The following is a 16679-nucleotide window of genomic DNA, read 5'->3' on the forward strand; positions in this document are numbered from 1 at the left end:
GTCTCAGCGGACCGGGCCGCGCCGGAGACCGAGCGCGGGATGCGGGGATGGTGGGATGTTGTGGTTCCATCGCCTGCACGCCGTTCGCTGACATGGGCTCATCCGGCCGTGCCGGGCTCCTGCTCCGTGCCGTACAGGCGGGACAGATCGGCGACGGCCTCGGCCATCAGCGCGCGCAGCCCGGGCGGTTCCAGCACCTCGACCAGGGTGCCCAGGCGCAGCAGCAGCCACCGCGCGTGCGTGGGCGACTCGATCGGCACCGTCAGCCGCGTCCAGCCGCCCGGCTCGGAGTGCCCGTTCGCCAGCGCCTTGTCCGCGACGTCACCGCCGAGGGTGTAACGGAACAGGTCCTCCCCGCCCGGAGCGAGCCGTACGACCGCCTCGGCGGTGTACATGCGCGCGGCGAACTCCTCGGCGAAGCCGCGCCAGAACTGCGCGAGGTCGAAGTCCGGCGGCCGCTCGAAACGCTCACCGAGGACCTCGGCCTCGATCATCCGGCTCACCCGGTAGGTCCGCACCGTGCCGGAACAGGCCGCGGCCAGATACCACGAGCCGCCCTTCAGCACCAGGCCGTACGGATGCAGCAGGCGTTCGACCTCGGCCGGCCCCCAGCGGCGGTACCGCGTACGGAGCGTCCGCTCCTCCCACACCGCCTGCGCGACCTCCGTGAGGAACGGCGCCTCGTCGGTGCTGCGGTACCACCCCGGCACGTCGAGGTGGAACCTCTCGCGCATCCGGGCCGCGTGCGACCGCGGCCCGGGCGGCAGCGCGGCCAGCAGCTTCAGTTCCGCCGCCGCCGCGAACTCGCCCAGCCCCAGCTCGGCGGCGGGCCCCGGCAGGCCCGCCAGGAACAGCGAGGACGCCTCCTCCGCGGTCAGCCCGTTCAGGCGGGTGCGGTAGCCGTCGAGCAGCCGGTAGCCGCCGAGCGGCCCGCGGTCGGCGTACACCGGCACTCCGGCGGCGGAAAGCGCCTCGACATCCCGGTAGACGGTCCGGACCGACACTTCGAGCTCTTCGGCGAGGTCGGCGGCGGTCACCCTGTCGCGGGTTTGCAGTAACAGGAGCAGGGACAGCAACCGGCTGGCACGCATGTCGACCAGTCTGTCACCTTTACAATGTAGATCAAGACATCCGGCCCCGCCCGGAACCGGGGTGCGGGTCCGGGCGAGGTGCCGATGCGCGGCACCGGGTCGTCAGCGCCGGTCGCCGCGGGACATCTCCTGGTCGCCGGCGACGACCAGGCCGGATTCGTACGCGAAGACGACGGCCTGGGCGCGGTCGCGCAGGTCCAGTTTCGTGAGCAGGTTGCTCACGTGACTTTTGACCGTGTGCTCGGAGACCACCAGATCCGCGGCGATCTCGGCGTTGGACCGGCCCCGGGCGAGCAGCCGCAGCGTGTCCGTCTCCCGGTCCGTGAGCTCACCGAGTCGCCGCCGCAGCCGGGGCCGGGCACGTCCACGCCCGACGAACTCGGCGACCAGGCGCCGGGTGATCGCCGGAGCCAGCAGCGACTCCCCCGCGGCCACCAGGCGGACGGCGCGCACGAGGTCGTCCCGGCGTACGTCCTTGAGCAGGAAGCCACTGGCCCCGGCGCGCAGGGCGTCGTAGACGTACTCGTCGGCGTCGTACATCGTCAGGACCAGCACCTTCGCGCCGGTCCTGCGACACACCCGCGCGGTGGCCTCGACGCCGTCCACGCCGGGCATCCGGATGTCCATGAGCACCACGTCCGGCTCCAGTTCGACCGCCTTCGCGACGGCCTCGGCGCCGTCGGCCGCCTCGCCGACCACGGCGATGTCGTCATGGGCGCCGAGGATCATCGCGAAGCCGCCGCGGAACAGGTCCTGGTCGTCGGCGACGAGCACGCGCAGCATGCCGTCAGCCGATCGGCAGGGTCGCGGTGACGGTGAGACCCGGGTCCCCCGGCCGGACGGTGAGCCGGCCGCCGCACGCCGTGACCCGCTCCCGCATCCCGATCATGCCGTGTCCTTCCCGTAGCTCCCGCCCGCCCCGGCCGTCGTCGGCGACCTCGACATCCAGGGTGTCACCGGACCAGCGGACCCCTACGCGGACGGTGCTCGCGCCGGCATGCCGGATCGTGTTGGTCAGCGCCTCCTGGATGATCCGGTACGCGGCGACGTCCACGCCCGAGGGAAGACGCCGCGGCTCGCCCCGCACGTCGGCGGAGACGTCCAGGCCCGCCCGGCGGGCGTTGTCCAGCAGGCCGGGCAGGGCGTCGAGCCCGGGGTGCGGCGCCCGGGCCGGAGCCGGACCACCGTGCCCCTCGCCTCCGCGCAGCGCGCCGAGGATCAGGCGGAGCTGGCCGATCGCGTCCCGCCCCGCCGCCGCGATCGCCTCGAAGACCGCCTCGGCCTTCTCCGGGTGATCGCGCATCACCAGCGGGCCGGTCTCCGCCTGGATCACCATGAGGCCGACCGAGTGGGTCACGATGTCGTGCATGTCGCGGGCGATCCGGGGGTTGAGGAACATCGGAACGAAAACTGGCGCTAAGCCCTCATCGCCCCTGGTGAGTGGTTGATGGCTCATCGGTGGCGAGCGCGGCTTGAAGTCTTCCCCCAGATAACGCCCTATTATCTGTGGTATCGCTGATCGTGACGTGGAGCGATGGCTGCCGACCGCTACGCGAAGCGGCCCCGTTATCTGTAGCAAGGGGGAAGCGGTGTCCGCCGTGGTGCGTCTGCCGACCGGGAAGGCACTGATCGTCCGGGCGGCGGCCGACGCCTTCCTGGACTCGCTCGGCAACCCCAACACCGTCCGCAACTACGCGATCGGGGTGGGCAAGACCGCCGAGCGGCTCGGCGAGGTGCGGCCGCTGGCATCGGTGGCCGACGAGGAGATCGGCGAGGCCCTGGAGACGATGTGGGGCACTGCGGCGGTCAACACCTGGAATGCGCGGCGGGCGTCGGTGCTGTCCTGGCTTGCCTGGTGCCGCGAGCGTGGTCATGAGGCCCCGGCCGTCCCGGTGTGGGCCAAGCGGCTGGCGGTGCCCGACAGCCAGACCCCGGCGCATCCGAAGATGGCGGTCGACCGGCTGATCGCCCGCCGCGAGGTCGGCCTGCGGGAGAAGACCCTCTACCGGATATTGTACGAGACGGCGGGACGCGCCGAGGAGATCCTGGGCGTCAATATCGAGGACCTGGATCTGGCCGGGCGCCGGGTACGAGTGAAGGCCAAGGGCGCTCGCGCCACGTCGCGCCGCCGGGGCCAGGTGCGGGAGGACTTCGTGCTGGAGGCCGTTTACTGGGATGCCGGTACCGCCCGGCTGTTGCCGCGCCTGCTGAAGGGGCGCACCCGCGGGCCGGTGTTCATCACCCACCGCCGACCCGCCCCCGGCAAGGTCGTCGGCCCGCGGGATGTGTGTCCCCTGACCGGATGCGCCCGCCTGTCCTACGGGCAGGCCCGCGCACTGCTCGATGAGCACACCGCGCTCGGTGGGCCGGGCACCGGGTGGGACCTGCACGAGTTCCGCCACTCCTCGCTGACCCATCTGGGCGAGAGCGGGGCGAGCCTGCTGATGCTGATGGCCAAGTCCCGGCACAAGAAACCGGAGAATCTGCGCCGGTACTTCAAGCCCTCCCCGGAGTCCATCGCCGAAGTGACCAGCCTTCTGGCGCCCGGAGATGCCCGCCGGTGACATCGCTGGCGACGGCCTTCGCCTTGCCTGCGATGATCGGGAACGAACGTATATTTCAGTCCTTTAGATCACGGACCGTGAAGCTGCGAGGCGGAAAGACATCATCATGGCGATCGACGTGACCCCTGACATGGTAGATCCGGCTCACGCGCATATCCCCGATACCGCGGCCGAAGGCATGACCATCCTGCTCAACGGCACGTCCAGCTCCGGCAAGACCAGCATCGCCCGGGAACTTCTCAACCTCCTGGACGGGACCTGGTTCCACATGCCGGTGGATGCCTTTCACGCGATGCGTTCCAAGCGCGAGATAGCCGACAAAGATCTCCAGGTCGAGATCGATCGCACCGTCAAGGGCTTCCACCGTGCCGTTGCCGGCATGGCCGCGGCCGGGAACAACGTGGTCGTCGACTACCCGCTCAGTCGGCGCTGGCGGCTGCTGGATCTCCTTGATGTGCTCGTACCCGAAAACACCGTTCTGGTCGGGGTGCGCTGCCCGCTGGCTGAACTGGAACGCCGCGAGATCGAACGCGGCGACCGGCAGCGCGGGTTGGCCGCCCTGCAGTATCACGAGGTGCACTCCCACGAACTGCACGACCTCGATGTCGACACGAGTGTTCACAGCCCGCGGGAGTGCGCTCTCCAGATCCGCGATGCGCTGCCGGGCCTGTCACGCCCCACTGCCTTTGAGACGCTCCGGCGGACGATGCGAAAGCCAGCCTGACCACGTCGATTGTTGCAATCCCACAGCCAAACGGTTAGCGCCGAAACAGCCTCATCCTCCGTCAGAAGTATCCGGATCACGCAGAGGGCGCAGGCCTTCGGGCAGGTCAGGGAGGGAGAAGGAGTAGCGGCCGAGCATGTTGATGTGGCGGCGCACGAACGGTGACAGCCGGGCGACGTCTTCGTCACGCACGTCGAAGCCCTCGGCGCGTAGCTGCGTGAGGGCGGCGTCCATGTAGCGGGTGTTGAACAGCACCAGCGCGTTGAGGACCAGGCCGAGCGCGCCGAGCTGGTCTTCCATACCTTCGTGGTAGCTCTGGTAGAGCTGGCCGTTCTTGCCGTGGAAGATCTTCCGCGCCAGGGCGTGACGGCCTTCTTGAAGGTTGGCCTGGGCTTTGATCTGGCGGCGGTAGTCGGGCTCATCAGCCAGGCGCAGGATGTGCAGGGACTTGTGGATGCGTCCGTAGTGGGCGATCGCATCGGCCAGCGGAGTGGGGCGGCCGTCGCGCGAAAGCATCCGGATGACGTCGTAGGCGCGCACCGCACCGGTGTGGATGGAGCCGATGATGCGCAAGATGTCCTCCCAGTGCCGCTCGATGCGGGCCAGGTCGATCCGGCCGCGGGCGGCGACCTCGAAGGGGCCGTAGTCGGCGGTGGTGTCGATGCGCCACATCTTGGCATCAGGCAGGTCGGCGAGCTGGGGAGCGTAGGTGTAGCCGGCGAGGGTGAGCAGGCCGAAGACGATGTCGGAGTAGCTGGCGGTGTCGGTGACGATCATCTCGGGGCGGCGGCCGCCGTCGCGGTCGTACAGCACGTCCAGGACATACAGCGAGTCGCGCGGAGTGCCGGCCACGACCTTGCCGCCGAGCCCGGCGGCCTGGTCGTTGAGGAGATTGAGCCAGGTGGCGCCGGCGCGGCGACCGAAGTACTTGGGGTTGGGCCGGGCGTAGATGGAGGGGACCGGGACGACGAAGCGCATCCCGTCGACCGAGGCGACCAGCCCTCCACCCCAGGCCTGGGCCAGGCCGATGTCGGCCTGGGCGGTGATGAGGGCGGCGTTGGCGGCCCGGTAGGTGGCCAGCCGCAGGTAGGTCTGATCCACATGCGAGAGCCGGTCGCGGGTGAGCGCGTCGGCGTTGCCGATCACCGGGGCGTAGCCGACGTTGCAGCCGTGGGCGACCAGCAGTGCGGCGATCGTGACGTGCAGGTCGGCCAGCCGGGCCTCACCGCCGGTGATGGAGGTGAAGGCTCGGTCGGCGCCGGTCCAGGAGAAGACCTCCAGCAGCACCTCGGGCAGGTCGACCGCAGGCAGCATCGCGTTCACCGCGGCCCGCAGCCGCAGCAGGCTCGGCGGTTCGGCCTCGGGCTCCAGCGCGGCCAGGTGCAGGCGGCCGTCCTCGCCGAAGCGGATCTGGGTGTTGGCTGGCAGCCGGGCGGCGACCTCACGGTAGGTGCCATCCAGCAGCGCGGCGCGATCGGCCAGGTGATCACCCGCTTCGGCGGGCAGCTTCAAGCTGGCCAGCACGGTGTCGCGGGCGGCCTCCCATGCTGTTCCGGCCAGCAGTTTGGCGCGCGGATCGCCCCACTTGGAGGAGTTGCAGGCGAAGATCTCGCGGCGGCGCAGCATCCGGTGGAAGGTCTCCAGCACGCAGAACACATACGCCTTCCAGTCCACGTATCCGGTCTCCACGTGCGGGGAAGCGAGCACCAGGCGCCGCCAGGACCCGGCCAGCAGGTCGGTGTCGATCTCGGCGGGGGTGACCTTCTTGCGTCCCAGCAGGCCCGGCAGGCTGCGCAGCGCGGCCAGCACCTGGCTTCCTTGCGGGGTGGCGCCGAAGTCCACCACCTGCGTCAGCGCCGGCAAGAACGGCCGCACCGTGGCAAAGCGGGTGACCAGCTGGGCCCGCCAGGCTTCTTCGGCATCCGAATCCAGCGGCGGCGCCAGCTCCAGCACCGCCGCGATCGCCGCGGCCAGCTCCCGGCGCGGCACCACCGCCTCGATGTGCTCCCAGACCGCCTCCACGCTGGCCGCCGCCGGCGGCGCCACGACCTCCCCGGTCTCGTAATCGACCTGATCGGAGGTGACGTCGATGAGGGCGCTCATCGCGGCGGCCAGTTTCGCCGAGGCCCGCTCCATCCGCGGCAACGCCTTGATCTTCGCCTTGGTCGACTCGCGCTCGGCGCGCGCCAGCAGCTTGGTCGCGATCAACACATCCAGCAGGTCCAAAGCGTCATCGACCGACCTGGTCGTCAGGTGCACCACCGTGGCCAGCAGCGTCGACAACCGCCGCGCGGCCGCATGGCGGCGCAGCAGTGACGCCTTACCGTCCATGCCGTAGCGCGACAGCTCCGCCAGCCTGCGCGGCGGCACCCCCGACAGATCCACCTCGGTGAACCCCAGCCCGGCGATCTCGGCCGCCCGCGCCAGAGCTTTTTCCATCTGCGGTCCCGAGACCCGCACCACAGCGCGCCGCAACCGCTCCAGCTCCGAGGCCCGCGCCCCGGCCGGAACCTCCAACAACGCGTCCAGCACCGCGCGCTGGCCAGGGTCCAGCAAGGCATACAGCGTCTCCCACAACCGCTGCGTGGTCGCCTCCCGCACTCCCGCGACCAGCCGCGCCAGCGTACTGACCCCCGGAAGCAGCACCCGCCGCTCGCGCAGCCACCCCACCGCGGCGTCGAACAACGCCTTGGGGCCGTCCCCGGTCGTCCAGGCACGCGCATCCACCCAGGAGCGAAGCTCGATCTCCGCCGTGGCGAAGTCCTGATATCCCAGCTCGGCGCGCAGTTCCCACATGTGCTCGAACCGGGTCTTCTCCCGCGCCCCGTACTCCTTCAGCAAGCCCACGTCGGTGATATCAAGCTGGGCGGCCAGATACTCCGCCACCGCCGCGGGCACCTGGGTCACATCGTCGGGGAAGACGCCCAGGTAGCGCACCGCCGTCAGTTGCAGGGCGTAGCCCAGCCGGTTGTGCGGCCGCCGCTTGGCCTCCACCAGAGCGCGATCGGCGTCATCGAGGAAGAAGTAGCGCTCCAGCTCCGCGCGTGAGGGAACCTCGGCGAACGCCCCGTAGGCAGCAGCTTGCTCATTGGACAGAAACTCAACCGGCATCGAAACCTCCACGCAGCCGACGAAGACGACTGCGCAAGGCTCCGGCCCGGGAAAAGCCAGGTCAAACCGCCCTGAACGCTCTCAGCGGCTTAGCGCCAGTTTTCGTTCCGATGTTCCTCAACCCCCGATCCGGGTGCGTTCGCGGGCGACCGCGGCGGCACGTTCCTCACGGACGCGAGCTTCGCGCTCCCATTCGGCTTCCCGGCCGGCCCGCCGGGCCCGCGCGCCCACACCAAGGGCGTACGCGGCGACGATCGCGGTGAGGAGGTAACGGTAGGTCTCCAGATTCTCGTGGGGGACGACGAGCGACACGGCCACGCCGGCGGCGAGACCCGCGACGCCCCCGGCGCGCCGTGCCCGGGAGAGGTCCGCCGCCGCGAACGTGTAGGTGCACACGAGCACGCCGTACGGCAGCAACAGCACCAGGGCCCCGGAGTGCGGCAGCGGCTTCACCGCGATCGCCAGGACCGTCGTGGCGCAGCCCACGACCGCACCGACGGAGAGAATGGCGCGGCGCCGCCACAGCACGGGCACCGACATCAGGGCGGCGAGCGCCACGGCCCACCACGGCTGCCGGTACGGAACCAGGACGGGGGTCACCGTCATCACGGTGACGACGGCGGCGATCGCGACGTCGGCCCTTGACGGACTCAGGATGCTCACCCGCATGACCGGCTCCGGGGTTGTCTGAGAGAACCCGGCAAGACTATGCGCGCGGCCCCCGCCGCCGCCTCCACCGCTCGGCTGACTGCCGCCTCACTCCTTCGAGCGAGACCCGCTGCCACGACCCTCCGAGCGGTCCCGGTCCCTGCGACCGGCCCTCGGATCGCTCCCGCCGGTGATGTGCGTCCAGGCCGGGTCCTGGAGGGTCGGGGCGGCTGAAGAAGGAGGCTGCACGATGAATTCACCGATTCGGCGTCTGGCCGTGGCACTCGCCGCCACGGCGCTGTCGGCGACGCTGTTGCATCTCGGCACCGGGCTCACACCGGTGCCCTGGCTCACCTGGCTCGCACCGCTGCCGGTGCTCGTCCTCGCCCACCACGCCGGCGCTCGCACCGCGTTCCTCGCGGCGTCGGCCGCGTGGCTCGGCGGCGAGACGGCGATGTGGGGTTACCTCCTCGACTCGGTGCGGATCCCGCCGCCGATGGTCGCGTCGATGCTCGTCGGGTCGGCGCTGCTGTTCGGGCTGGTCGTCCTGTCGTCCCGGGCACTGATGCTGAGGGGACGTCCGCTGGCGGCCGCCGCCGTCGTGCCGGCGGCCTGGGTCACCGTCGAGTACGCGGTCTCGGTGCTGTCGCCGAACGGGGCATGGTGGAGCATGGCCTACACCCAGGCCGACGTCCTTCCGGTGCTGCAGACCGTCTCGGTCACCGGACCGTGGGGGGTGACGTTCCTGGTCCTCGGGGTTCCCGCGGCCGTCGCCGCGTTCTTCGCACCACGGGCGGGCGGGCGGCTGCGGGTGGCGGTCGCCGCCGTGATCACCCTGACCCTGGCGGTGGGGTACGGCGCCTGGCGGCTGCGCCCGCCGTACGGGGAAGGCCCGGGCGGGAAAGGCCCGGGCTCGGAGAAGGTGGCGCTGCTCGCCGCCGACCGGAACGGGTCGGTCCCGGTCGCCTCGGCGGAGGGACGTGCCCTTCTCGGGCGGTACGCAGCGCGGATCCCGGGCCTCGCGGCACGCGGCGCGCGGGTCGTGGTCATGCCGGAGAAGGTGTTCGTCGCCGACGACGCGACGCTGCCCCTCCTGGCGGCGCCGCTGGCGCGGCTCGCCGCCGACCACCACGTCGACATCATCGCCGGGCTGATCCTCAAGCGGCCCGGCGGGCTCCGCAACGCCGCTGTCGACTTCCCCGCCGACGGGAGCCGGCCGGTCGAGTACTTCAAGCACCACCTCATCCCCGGGCTGGAGAGCGACTTCCAGCCCGGCGACCAGAAGGCATTCGTGCCCGGTTCGGGCCGCCGCTGGGGGATCATGATCTGTTTCGACCTCGATCTGCCCGGCCTGGTGCGCGACTACCGCAGGAGCGGCGCCACGGCGATCTTCGTGCCCGCCTGGGACTTCGACCGGGACCGCTGGCTGCATGGCAGGATGGCGGTCACCCGGGGCGTCGAGACCGGGCTCACCGTGGCGCGTGCGGCGCGGGACGGCGACCTGGTCGTGAGCGACGCCAACGGCCGGATCCGGACCGAGGCGCACAGCGCGGACACGCCGTTCGTGTCCGTACTCGCCGCGCTGCCCAGCGGCTCGGCCGACACGCTCTACACGAGGTTCGGCGACTGGTTCGCCTGGGCCTGCGCTCTCCTGCTGCTGCTCGCGCTCGTGTCCCTGACCCGCCTCCGGGCCGCGGCTCGCTGACCCTCGCCATCGCCACCGAGGGGTCTGAAAGTTTCCTCACCAGGCCCCCGGCGGCGGACGAAAACGCAGGCCGCCGGACCGGGCCCCCGCCGGTCCGTTGCCTCGGACGCGGAAGACGCTTTCGATGATTGACAAGCAGGTATGCGGCCCCCCTCCCCTCCCGGGAGCACGTGATGGCCAAACGTCTGTCCGCGGCACTCGCGGCATGAGGACCGTGAGCGGTGCGTTGCCCACGCGTGCGGCACGGTGGCAGCCGCACCCAGAAGTGCCCGCTCCACGGGTACCAGCGGACGGGAGCGCTGTATATCTCGCTGGGGATCCGCCCGAGACGCCCTTCAGTGCGGTTGGCGTCCGCGCCGCAGATCGAGGGGCCACTCAGGGTGTGGATTCCGTCACGGTGGCGTAAACCCGGGGGTACGATCCGGGTGTGGAGGTGGCCAGGCAGGCGCGTGCGCACGTGGCGCGTCTCGACCTCAGCACGGCCCAGGTGGCGGTGCTGGACGGTCAGGCGCACGCCGCCCGCGCGCTGTGGAACCTGCTGCATGAGTTCTGCACCTTCCGGCAGGGCCGGTTGGCCTCGGTGAAGGACTGCGACGCGGCGATCCGGCAGGCCCGCCGGGAGATCGACTGGATGGGGCGGCTGCCCGCCCAGGCGGCCCAAGCGGTGCTGAGAACCTACCGGCAGGCGTGGGCCAACTTCTTCAACCCCGCCCATCCCGCCGGACGGCCCACGTTCAAGAGTCGGTTGCGGTCCCGGCCGGCCTACTCGTCGCCGGCGGCGGACCGTTTGGCGGTCTCGGTCCTGACCGTCTCGTGCAGTTCGTCCGACGTGAAGCCGAGGTCGCGCAGGATCCGCGCGGCCGGGCTCTCCTCCACGCGGATCAGGCCCAGCAGCGTGTGCTCCGTGCCGACCCAGTCGTGGCCGAGGTCGGCCGACGCGCGGGACGCCTGCTCAAGGGCCTCCTTGCCCTCCGGCCGGAACGCGATGTGACCCCGCAGCGCCTTCTGCCCGGCCGGCGGCAGCGCCTCCCCGATCGCGTCGCGGACGCGTTGCTCCGACCCGGCCTTCGCCGTCAGCACTTCGTACGCCATGCCCCGGGGTTCGCCGAGCAGGCCGAGCAGGAGGTGTTCGGTGCCGATGAAGTCGTGCTTGTGCGTCCGTGCGGCCTCCTGCGCCAGCACGATGCTGTGCCGGTTCAGGTCGGTGAACCGGTCGAACACGTTGGGCGCGTGGCGCTGCTGGGCGGCCTGCTTGGACACCCCGATGGCGTCGCCGACCTCGCTCCACGACGCGCCGGCCTGCTTGGCCTTGCCGACGTAGTGGCCGACGAGCTGGTCGGCGAGGTCGGACAGGGTCTTGGCACGCAGCTGCGCCTCGCTGATGCGGGCCAGATGGTCGGCGTCGGGGAGCTCCTCGTCGAGGCGGGCGATGAGGTCGGCGAGGCTGATGTTGAGTGGACTCATGCGTCAACCGTAGCTTGACGATTTTCGATCGTCAATCCGTAATTGACGCACGTTCCGGCCCTGTCCGGCCCGGGCCGCGAAGCCGCTTCCCGATCACTTTCCGGGAGCCGGTCAGCATGAACCGCCCGGCCCGCCGCCGTCCCCCTTCTCCTCGGAGACGCCGCAGCCGGCATCATCGCCCGCGGCCACCGTCGCGCTCGTGCCGATGGCGTCCGCGTCGGCCTTGACCACGTACACCTCCCAGGGCTCGCCTCCCGGGCCGTGCACCCACACCTTGTCCTGCAGGGCGTAGCAGCAGGTGGTGTCGTTCTCCTCGAAGGTCGCGAGGCCGGCCTCCCTGAGCCGCTCGGTCGCGGCCTCGACCTGGGCGGTGTCCTCGACCTCCACGCCGAGGTGGTCCATCCGGGTGGGCTCGCCCTGCTCGCCTTCCAGCAGCACCAGCTTCAGCGGCGGTTCGGTGACGGCGAAGTTGGCGTAACCGGGCCTCCGCTTGGCGGGCTCGACGCCGAACAGCTTCGAGTAGAAGGCGATCGACCCCTCCAGGTCGGCGACGCGCAGGGCGAGTTGGACACGCGACATGGATTCCTCCGCGAACCGTGAAGCGCAGGCAAGCCCGCTGCTTCGATGACTGTCTAATCAACCTATGGGCACTTTGTATCCCTGCATAGAGCTGTGTCAAATTAGAGACATGCCAAAGCAAGAGCCGCCTCTCGCCGACGGGGGCGTGGATGGGTCCGCCGTGGCGTGCTGCGCGCCGCTGGCATGCGAGCCGTTGCCGGAGCGCGAGGCCGTGGAGCTCGCGCCGCTGTTCAAGGCCATCGCCGATCCCGTACGACTGCGCCTGCTGTCGCTGATCGCCTGCCACGAGGGCGGCGAGGCGTGCGTGTGCGACCTCACGGCCGCCTTCGACCTCACCCCGCCGACGATCAGCCACCACCTCAAGGTGCTCAGGCAGGCCGGACTCATCGGCTCCGAACGCCGGGGCACCTGGGTGTACTACCGGGTCAACTCCGGCGTACTGGCCCGGATGTCGGCGCTGATCGGCCCGGCGTAGGAAAAATCCCGTCGGCCTTACAAAGTAGATTTAGTTTGCTCTCGTACAGAGCCTGTGTTCAAATGAACACATGGAAGGTGCCGATCGCATGCGTGCGATCATGAATGCGCTGCGCACCACCGACAGCGTCTCCGTGGCCGAGTTGGCACTGGCATACGGGGTCTCGGAGATGACCATCCGCCGCGACCTTGACGAACTCGCCCAGCAGGGCGTGGTCCGCCGGGTCCGCGGCGGTGCGCTGAGCCTGCTGCTGCGCGGCGAGGAGCCGCCGTTCGGGGTGCGTGAGCGTGAGGCGGTCGATGCCAAGCGGCGTATCGCCGCGGAGGTCGCCGCCCTGCTGGCCGACGGCGAGGCCGTGGTGCTGGACGGCGGCACGACCGCGCTGGAGGTCGCCCGGGTCGTACGCGATCGGCGGCTGACCGTGTTGCCGCTCGCGCTTCAGGCGGCGCAGGAACTCGCCGCCGCGCCCCGCGTCCGTCTCGTGCTGCCCGGCGGAGAGGTGCGCCACGGTGAGATGAACTTCGTCGGCCCGCTCACGGAGGCGTCCATCAAGGCCCTGCGGTTCGACACCGCGGTCGTCGGCTGCTGCGGGCTGTCCGCCGAGCACGGACTGACCGCGCACGACCTGCCCGAAGTGGCCATCAAGCAGGCCGCGATCGCCTCGGCCCGCCGGGTGGTGGTGGTCTGCGACTCGGGTAAGTTCAACCGGACGGCGTTCGGCGCGGTCTGCGGACTCGACCGGCTCGACGTCGTCGTCACCGACGACGGCATTCCCAAGGACCAGCACGACGCCCTCGCCGCCGCCGGGGTCACCGTACGCACGGTCCCGGCCGTGGCCTCCGTTCCCTGACAGATCCCCGCCGCGGCAGGACACGTGATTCCGCCCGTCCCGCACGCACGCCGGGCGTGATCGATCGCACACATGTCGACGTTCGTCCGAACACCGCCACGCCTCCGGCCGCTCAGTCCACTCCACCCGGCCTGGCCGCCGCCCGGGTCCTGCCGACGACCACCGCCTTCGAGGAGCGATGCGACATGGCTCTGTCCGCCCCCGCCCGTCCGGCGCTCGTACGCGCCCGGGTTGCCGTCTACGGGCTGTTCCTGCTGTCGGGGATGGCCATCGGCACGTGGACCAGCCGGATCCCCGCGATCAAGGCCGACCTGCGGCTCAGTGACGGCGCGCTGAGCCTGGGACTGCTCGGCATCGCCGCCGGCGCGATCACCGGCATGCAGATCGTCGGCCGGTTGGTGGACCGGTACGGCAGTTACCGGACGATGCTGCCGGTGGCCGTCGCGCAGGGCGTCGTCCTCGTGCTCCCCGCGTATGCCCCGAACCTGCCGGCGCTCGCGTTCGCCCTGTTCGTCTTCGGCGCGGTGCAGGGCACCCTCGACGTCGCGATGAACGCCAACGCCGTCGTGGTCGAGCGGGCCTACGGCAGGCCTATCCTGTCGTCCTTCCACGCGGTGTTCAGCGTCGGCGGGTTCGCGGGGGCGTCCGCGGGTGGGCTGCTCGCCCACGCCGAGGTGAGCCCGGGCCTGACGTTCGCGTCGATGGGGGTGGTCATCCTGCTCGTCGCGCTGCTGAGCGCCCGCTGGGCGCTGCGCGACGCCCCGCCGGGGCGCACGACACCGGTCGCCCCGGCCACACCCACGGGAAGCGGCCCGGCCCGGCGTCGCGTCGGCGGCGGCGTGCTGTTCCTCGGCGTCCTGGCGTTCTGTTGCATGATCGGCGAGGGCGCCTCGGCCGACTGGGGATCGGTCTACCTGCGTGACGACCTGGGGTCCTCCCCCGGCTTCGCCGCCGCGGCGTACGCCGCCTTCTCGATCATGATGACGGCCGGGCGGTTCGCCGGAGACCGTCTCGCCGCCTGGCTGGGCCCGGTCACGCTGGTGCGCTGCTGCGGGCTGCTCGCCGGGGCGGGGCTCGCGGCCGGGATCCTCGCCGGTCGCCCGGTCGCCGGGGTCGTGGCGTTCGGGCTGTTCGGCGCGGGCCTGTCGTGCATCATCCCGCAGGTGTTCTCGGCCGCCGGGCACCGCGACCCCGCGCAGTCGGGCCGGGCGCTGGCGGCCGTGGCGAGCCTCGGCTACACCGGTTTCCTCACCGGCCCGGTGCTCATCGGCGGCCTGGCGGAGGCCGTCACCCTTCCGTACGCGTTGCTGGCGCCCGCCCTGCTCGCACTGTTGGTCGCCCTCGCGGCGCCGGCGGTACGGGCGCCGCGGCGCGAGCCCGCCGATCAGGTGCGGGCGACCCTGACGTCACCGAAGAGACCGTAGCCGGGTACGCCGGCGAGAGGCCCGGACGGCGCCGTGGGGAACAGGGGTGATCCGGGGTGATCAGGGGGCGAGGAACTGGTCGTAGGCGAGCTTGGCGACCAGGGCGGCCACCACGCACAGCAGGACGGCCCGGACGAACCCCGAACCGCGGCTGAGCGCCATCCGGGCGCCGATCTGCGCCCCGGCGATGTTGCAGGCGGCCATGGACAGCCCCACGGCCCACAGGACGTGCCCCTGGGCGGCGAAGACGGCGAGGGCGCCGAGGTTCGTGCCGGTGTTGATGACCTTCGCCGTGGCCGAGGCGTGGACGAAGTCCATGCCGAGGATCGAGGTGAACGCGATGAGCAGGAACGTCCCGGTGCCCGGCCCGAGGATGCCGTCGTAGTAGGCGATCGCCATGCCGGAGACGACCAGCGCCGCCGCGACCCGCCCGCGGGTACGCAGGTGCGGCTGGGGCAGGCGGCCGAACGCCGGCCGCAGGGTCACGAACGCGGCCACTCCCAGCAGCACGACCATGACCAGCGGCTTCAGCACGGCGGCGTCGAGCAGGGCCGCCGACGCGGCGCCGAGACCGGCGAAGGCGACCGCCAGCGCCCCGGCGGGCACGGCCACGGCGCGGTCCAGTTTCGTCCTGCGGGCGTAGGTCACGGCCGCCGAGGCGGTGCCGAAGATGGCGGCGGACTTGTTCGTCGCCAGCGCCTGGACCGGCGGGACACCGGCCAGCAGCAGCACCGGAAGCTGCAGCATGCCCCCGCCGCCGACGACGGCGTCGACCCACCCGGCGGCCACCGCGGCGAGCAGCAGCAGCACGATCTGCCCGGCGTGCATGCGCCTCCGTCCCCCTTTTGCCCCCGCCTGCCCATTGCTCGGCCCACGCTTGACCAGCGGCTGACAGGGCCGAGCCTAGCGGGCGGCCGTCATCCCGGCACCGGCGAAGATCCCCTCCGGGGTCTCCGCGCCGTCTCGCCGGCGGCGCCCGGCTGCGGTCGCTCCGCACAAGGGGCCATGGGGGTCGGAGGTGAGCCTCTCTCCCCCGTATGGGGGAGGTGAATCCCGCCCGGCGGGGAGGCCCGGCGAGCGCGCCCGCGCGAGCCTGGATTCATGACAACGGCATCTGCCCGTGACCGGGAATCCCCACCACAACCCCCTGGCGCACTCGCCACCGCCGGGGGAGCCCTCGCCGGGCTCGCGCTCGCGGGGTTCGGGGCGAGCGGCATCGCCTTCGACATCGTGGGCGGGATCATGGCGGGCATCTCGGCGGTCACCGGGGAGAGCCCCGTCGTCGATCTGGGGGTCGAATGGCCGGCGGCCGCCGCCCGCGCCGCCGCGCTGGGTGCCGGCGCGGCGCTGCTCGCCGTGACCGTACGGCGTCACCGCCGGGCGCGTGGCGCGTGCGCGCGCTGCGGCCGGCCGGCGCCGCGCGCCGTCGCCGGCCGCACGTCTTCCGCCGTCGGGGGCCGGGAGACGTGGCAGGCGGCGAGCGTCGGCGCCGGGTACCTCACGGCGCTGCTCGCCACGGGGTACGGCGCGCTGAAGGTGCAGTGGGGCCTCGGGGGCACGTTCGGTCTCACGAATCCCCGGGCGTTCGGGGAGGTGCACCTGTGGACCCCTGGTTTGGGCGACACGGGGGTGCTGGCGCTCATCGGCATGGCGCTCGGGCTCGGTTTCGCCCGCACCTGGCGTCCGCCGCCGCGCATGCCGCGGTGGATGCCGCTGACCGCCGCCTCCGTCGGCTGCGTGATGTTGATCCCGGTCGGAGTCCTCGGCACCGGACTGCGCGTCGCGGTCGCGCTCGGCCTCGCACCGGAGCCGGAGATGAGCATCTCCCCCTGGGTGTTCGACGTCGTCTATCCCTGGTTCCTCGCCTGGGGATTCGCCATGGGCACGGCGGCCGTGGGTTACCACTACCGCACCAGGGGCGTCTGCCGCGGCTGCGGCCGGGGGCGCCCCTGGCAGGGGCGGGCCGCGCGGGGCGGGGCAGAGACGATCACACTGAGCCGACGGTGACCGTGGGAGCCGGAAAGGGAGCCACAGAGGAAGTCAC

The 16679-nt window shown here is 71.6% G+C and carries 15 protein-coding genes; 7 read left to right on the forward strand and 8 right to left on the reverse strand.

Annotated elements, in window-relative coordinates:
* Window positions 1–98 precede the first annotated feature (98 nt).
* The 3 genes from OG344_RS26030 to OG344_RS26040 all read right to left on the reverse strand — a co-directional run bounded on the left by OG344_RS26030 (window position 99) and on the right by OG344_RS26040 (window position 2490).
* Window positions 99–1091: a transcriptional regulator gene (locus OG344_RS26030; protein ID WP_327045900.1), complete on the reverse strand. Its 993-nt coding sequence runs from the start codon at window positions 1089–1091 to the stop codon at window positions 99–101.
* A 102-nt stretch (window positions 1092–1193) separates the two neighbouring features.
* Complete coding sequence (locus OG344_RS26035) at window positions 1194–1874, reverse strand: response regulator transcription factor (RefSeq protein ID WP_327045901.1); 681 nt, start codon at window positions 1872–1874, stop codon at window positions 1194–1196.
* A 4-nt stretch (window positions 1875–1878) separates the two neighbouring features.
* Window positions 1879–2490, reverse strand: coding sequence for a sensor histidine kinase (locus tag OG344_RS26040; protein WP_405085341.1), 612 nt, complete (start codon window positions 2488–2490; stop codon window positions 1879–1881).
* Between the two features lie 190 nt (window positions 2491–2680).
* Here OG344_RS26040 and OG344_RS26045 point away from each other — a divergent pair, with 190 nt between their 5' ends.
* Together OG344_RS26045 and OG344_RS26050 are read left to right on the forward strand one after the other, a co-directional pair.
* Window positions 2681–3655, forward strand: coding sequence for a tyrosine-type recombinase/integrase (locus tag OG344_RS26045; RefSeq protein ID WP_405085342.1), 975 nt, complete (start codon window positions 2681–2683; stop codon window positions 3653–3655).
* 106 nt (window positions 3656–3761) lie between these two features.
* Window positions 3762–4379, forward strand: a complete 618-nt coding sequence (locus OG344_RS26050) for an AAA family ATPase (RefSeq protein ID WP_405085343.1) — start codon at window positions 3762–3764, stop codon at window positions 4377–4379.
* 51 nt (window positions 4380–4430) lie between these two features.
* On the opposite strand, the gene OG344_RS26055 is transcribed toward OG344_RS26050, so the two are convergent.
* Both OG344_RS26055 and OG344_RS26060 read right to left on the reverse strand, forming a co-directional pair.
* On the reverse strand, window positions 4431–7490 hold the full coding sequence (locus OG344_RS26055; protein ID WP_405085344.1) for a Tn3 family transposase: 3060 nt from the start codon (window positions 7488–7490) through the stop codon (window positions 4431–4433).
* Between the two features lie 117 nt (window positions 7491–7607).
* Window positions 7608–8159, reverse strand: coding sequence for a hypothetical protein (locus OG344_RS26060; RefSeq protein ID WP_405085345.1), 552 nt, complete (start codon window positions 8157–8159; stop codon window positions 7608–7610).
* A gap of 229 nt (window positions 8160–8388) precedes the next feature.
* Here OG344_RS26060 and OG344_RS26065 point away from each other — a divergent pair, with 229 nt between their 5' ends.
* Complete coding sequence (locus OG344_RS26065; RefSeq protein ID WP_405085346.1) at window positions 8389–9843, forward strand: nitrilase-related carbon-nitrogen hydrolase; 1455 nt, start codon at window positions 8389–8391, stop codon at window positions 9841–9843.
* Between the two features lie 762 nt (window positions 9844–10605).
* Here the strand turns inward: OG344_RS26065 and OG344_RS26070 are convergent.
* Together OG344_RS26070 and OG344_RS26075 are read right to left on the reverse strand one after the other, a co-directional pair.
* Window positions 10606–11307 carry a Clp protease N-terminal domain-containing protein gene (locus OG344_RS26070; RefSeq protein WP_405085347.1) on the reverse strand — a complete coding sequence of 234 codons (702 nt, stop codon included), beginning with the start codon at window positions 11305–11307 and terminating at the stop codon, window positions 10606–10608.
* Between the two features lie 111 nt (window positions 11308–11418).
* A complete protein-coding gene (locus OG344_RS26075; RefSeq protein WP_327045906.1) occupies window positions 11419–11886 on the reverse strand; it encodes an ArsI/CadI family heavy metal resistance metalloenzyme in 468 nt (155 codons plus the stop codon).
* A gap of 109 nt (window positions 11887–11995) precedes the next feature.
* Between OG344_RS26075 and OG344_RS26080 the strand changes: the two genes are divergently transcribed.
* From OG344_RS26080 to OG344_RS26090, 3 genes are all read left to right on the forward strand, one after another.
* Complete coding sequence (locus OG344_RS26080) at window positions 11996–12361, forward strand: metalloregulator ArsR/SmtB family transcription factor (RefSeq protein WP_405085348.1); 366 nt, start codon at window positions 11996–11998, stop codon at window positions 12359–12361.
* 88 nt (window positions 12362–12449) lie between these two features.
* Window positions 12450–13211 (forward strand): DeoR/GlpR family DNA-binding transcription regulator, encoded by a 762-nt coding sequence (locus tag OG344_RS26085; RefSeq protein ID WP_405085349.1) that lies wholly within the window; start codon window positions 12450–12452, stop codon window positions 13209–13211.
* Between the two features lie 185 nt (window positions 13212–13396).
* Window positions 13397–14635 carry an MFS transporter gene (locus tag OG344_RS26090; RefSeq protein WP_405085350.1) on the forward strand — a complete coding sequence of 413 codons (1239 nt, stop codon included), beginning with the start codon at window positions 13397–13399 and terminating at the stop codon, window positions 14633–14635.
* A 60-nt stretch (window positions 14636–14695) separates the two neighbouring features.
* On the opposite strand, the gene OG344_RS26095 is transcribed toward OG344_RS26090, so the two are convergent.
* Window positions 14696–15463, reverse strand: coding sequence for a TSUP family transporter (locus OG344_RS26095; protein WP_405085351.1), 768 nt, complete (start codon window positions 15461–15463; stop codon window positions 14696–14698).
* Between the two features lie 273 nt (window positions 15464–15736).
* Here OG344_RS26095 and OG344_RS26100 point away from each other — a divergent pair, with 273 nt between their 5' ends.
* Window positions 15737–16642, forward strand: a complete 906-nt coding sequence (locus OG344_RS26100) for a hypothetical protein (protein ID WP_405085352.1) — start codon at window positions 15737–15739, stop codon at window positions 16640–16642.
* The last annotated feature ends 37 nt before the right edge of the window (window positions 16643–16679 follow it).

The sequence above is a fragment of the Microbispora sp. NBC_01389 genome (genome assembly GCF_045040095.1).
Lineage (GTDB): Bacteria > Actinomycetota > Actinomycetes > Streptosporangiales > Streptosporangiaceae > Microbispora.

Coding starts and splice junctions, on each gene's coding strand:
- OG344_RS26030 (WP_327045900.1), bottom strand. CDS start 1,091: ATGCGTGCCAGCCGGTTGCTGTCCCTGCTCCTGTTACTGCAAACCCGC.
- OG344_RS26035 (WP_327045901.1), bottom strand. CDS start 1,874: ATGCTGCGCGTGCTCGTCGCCGACGACCAGGACCTGTTCCGCGGCGGC.
- OG344_RS26040 (WP_405085341.1), bottom strand. CDS start 2,490: ATGTTCCTCAACCCCCGGATCGCCCGCGACATGCACGACATCGTGACC.
- OG344_RS26050 (WP_405085343.1), top strand. CDS start 3,762: ATGGCGATCGACGTGACCCCTGACATGGTAGATCCGGCTCACGCGCAT.
- OG344_RS26055 (WP_405085344.1), bottom strand. CDS start 7,490: ATGCCGGTTGAGTTTCTGTCCAATGAGCAAGCTGCTGCCTACGGGGCG.
- OG344_RS26060 (WP_405085345.1), bottom strand. CDS start 8,159: ATGCGGGTGAGCATCCTGAGTCCGTCAAGGGCCGACGTCGCGATCGCC.
- OG344_RS26065 (WP_405085346.1), top strand. CDS start 8,389: ATGAATTCACCGATTCGGCGTCTGGCCGTGGCACTCGCCGCCACGGCG.
- OG344_RS26070 (WP_405085347.1), bottom strand. CDS start 11,307: ATGAGTCCACTCAACATCAGCCTCGCCGACCTCATCGCCCGCCTCGAC.
- OG344_RS26075 (WP_327045906.1), bottom strand. CDS start 11,886: ATGTCGCGTGTCCAACTCGCCCTGCGCGTCGCCGACCTGGAGGGGTCG.
- OG344_RS26080 (WP_405085348.1), top strand. CDS start 11,996: ATGCCAAAGCAAGAGCCGCCTCTCGCCGACGGGGGCGTGGATGGGTCC.
- OG344_RS26085 (WP_405085349.1), top strand. CDS start 12,450: ATGCGTGCGATCATGAATGCGCTGCGCACCACCGACAGCGTCTCCGTG.
- OG344_RS26090 (WP_405085350.1), top strand. CDS start 13,397: ATGGCTCTGTCCGCCCCCGCCCGTCCGGCGCTCGTACGCGCCCGGGTT.
- OG344_RS26095 (WP_405085351.1), bottom strand. CDS start 15,463: ATGCACGCCGGGCAGATCGTGCTGCTGCTGCTCGCCGCGGTGGCCGCC.
- OG344_RS26100 (WP_405085352.1), top strand. CDS start 15,737: ATGACAACGGCATCTGCCCGTGACCGGGAATCCCCACCACAACCCCCT.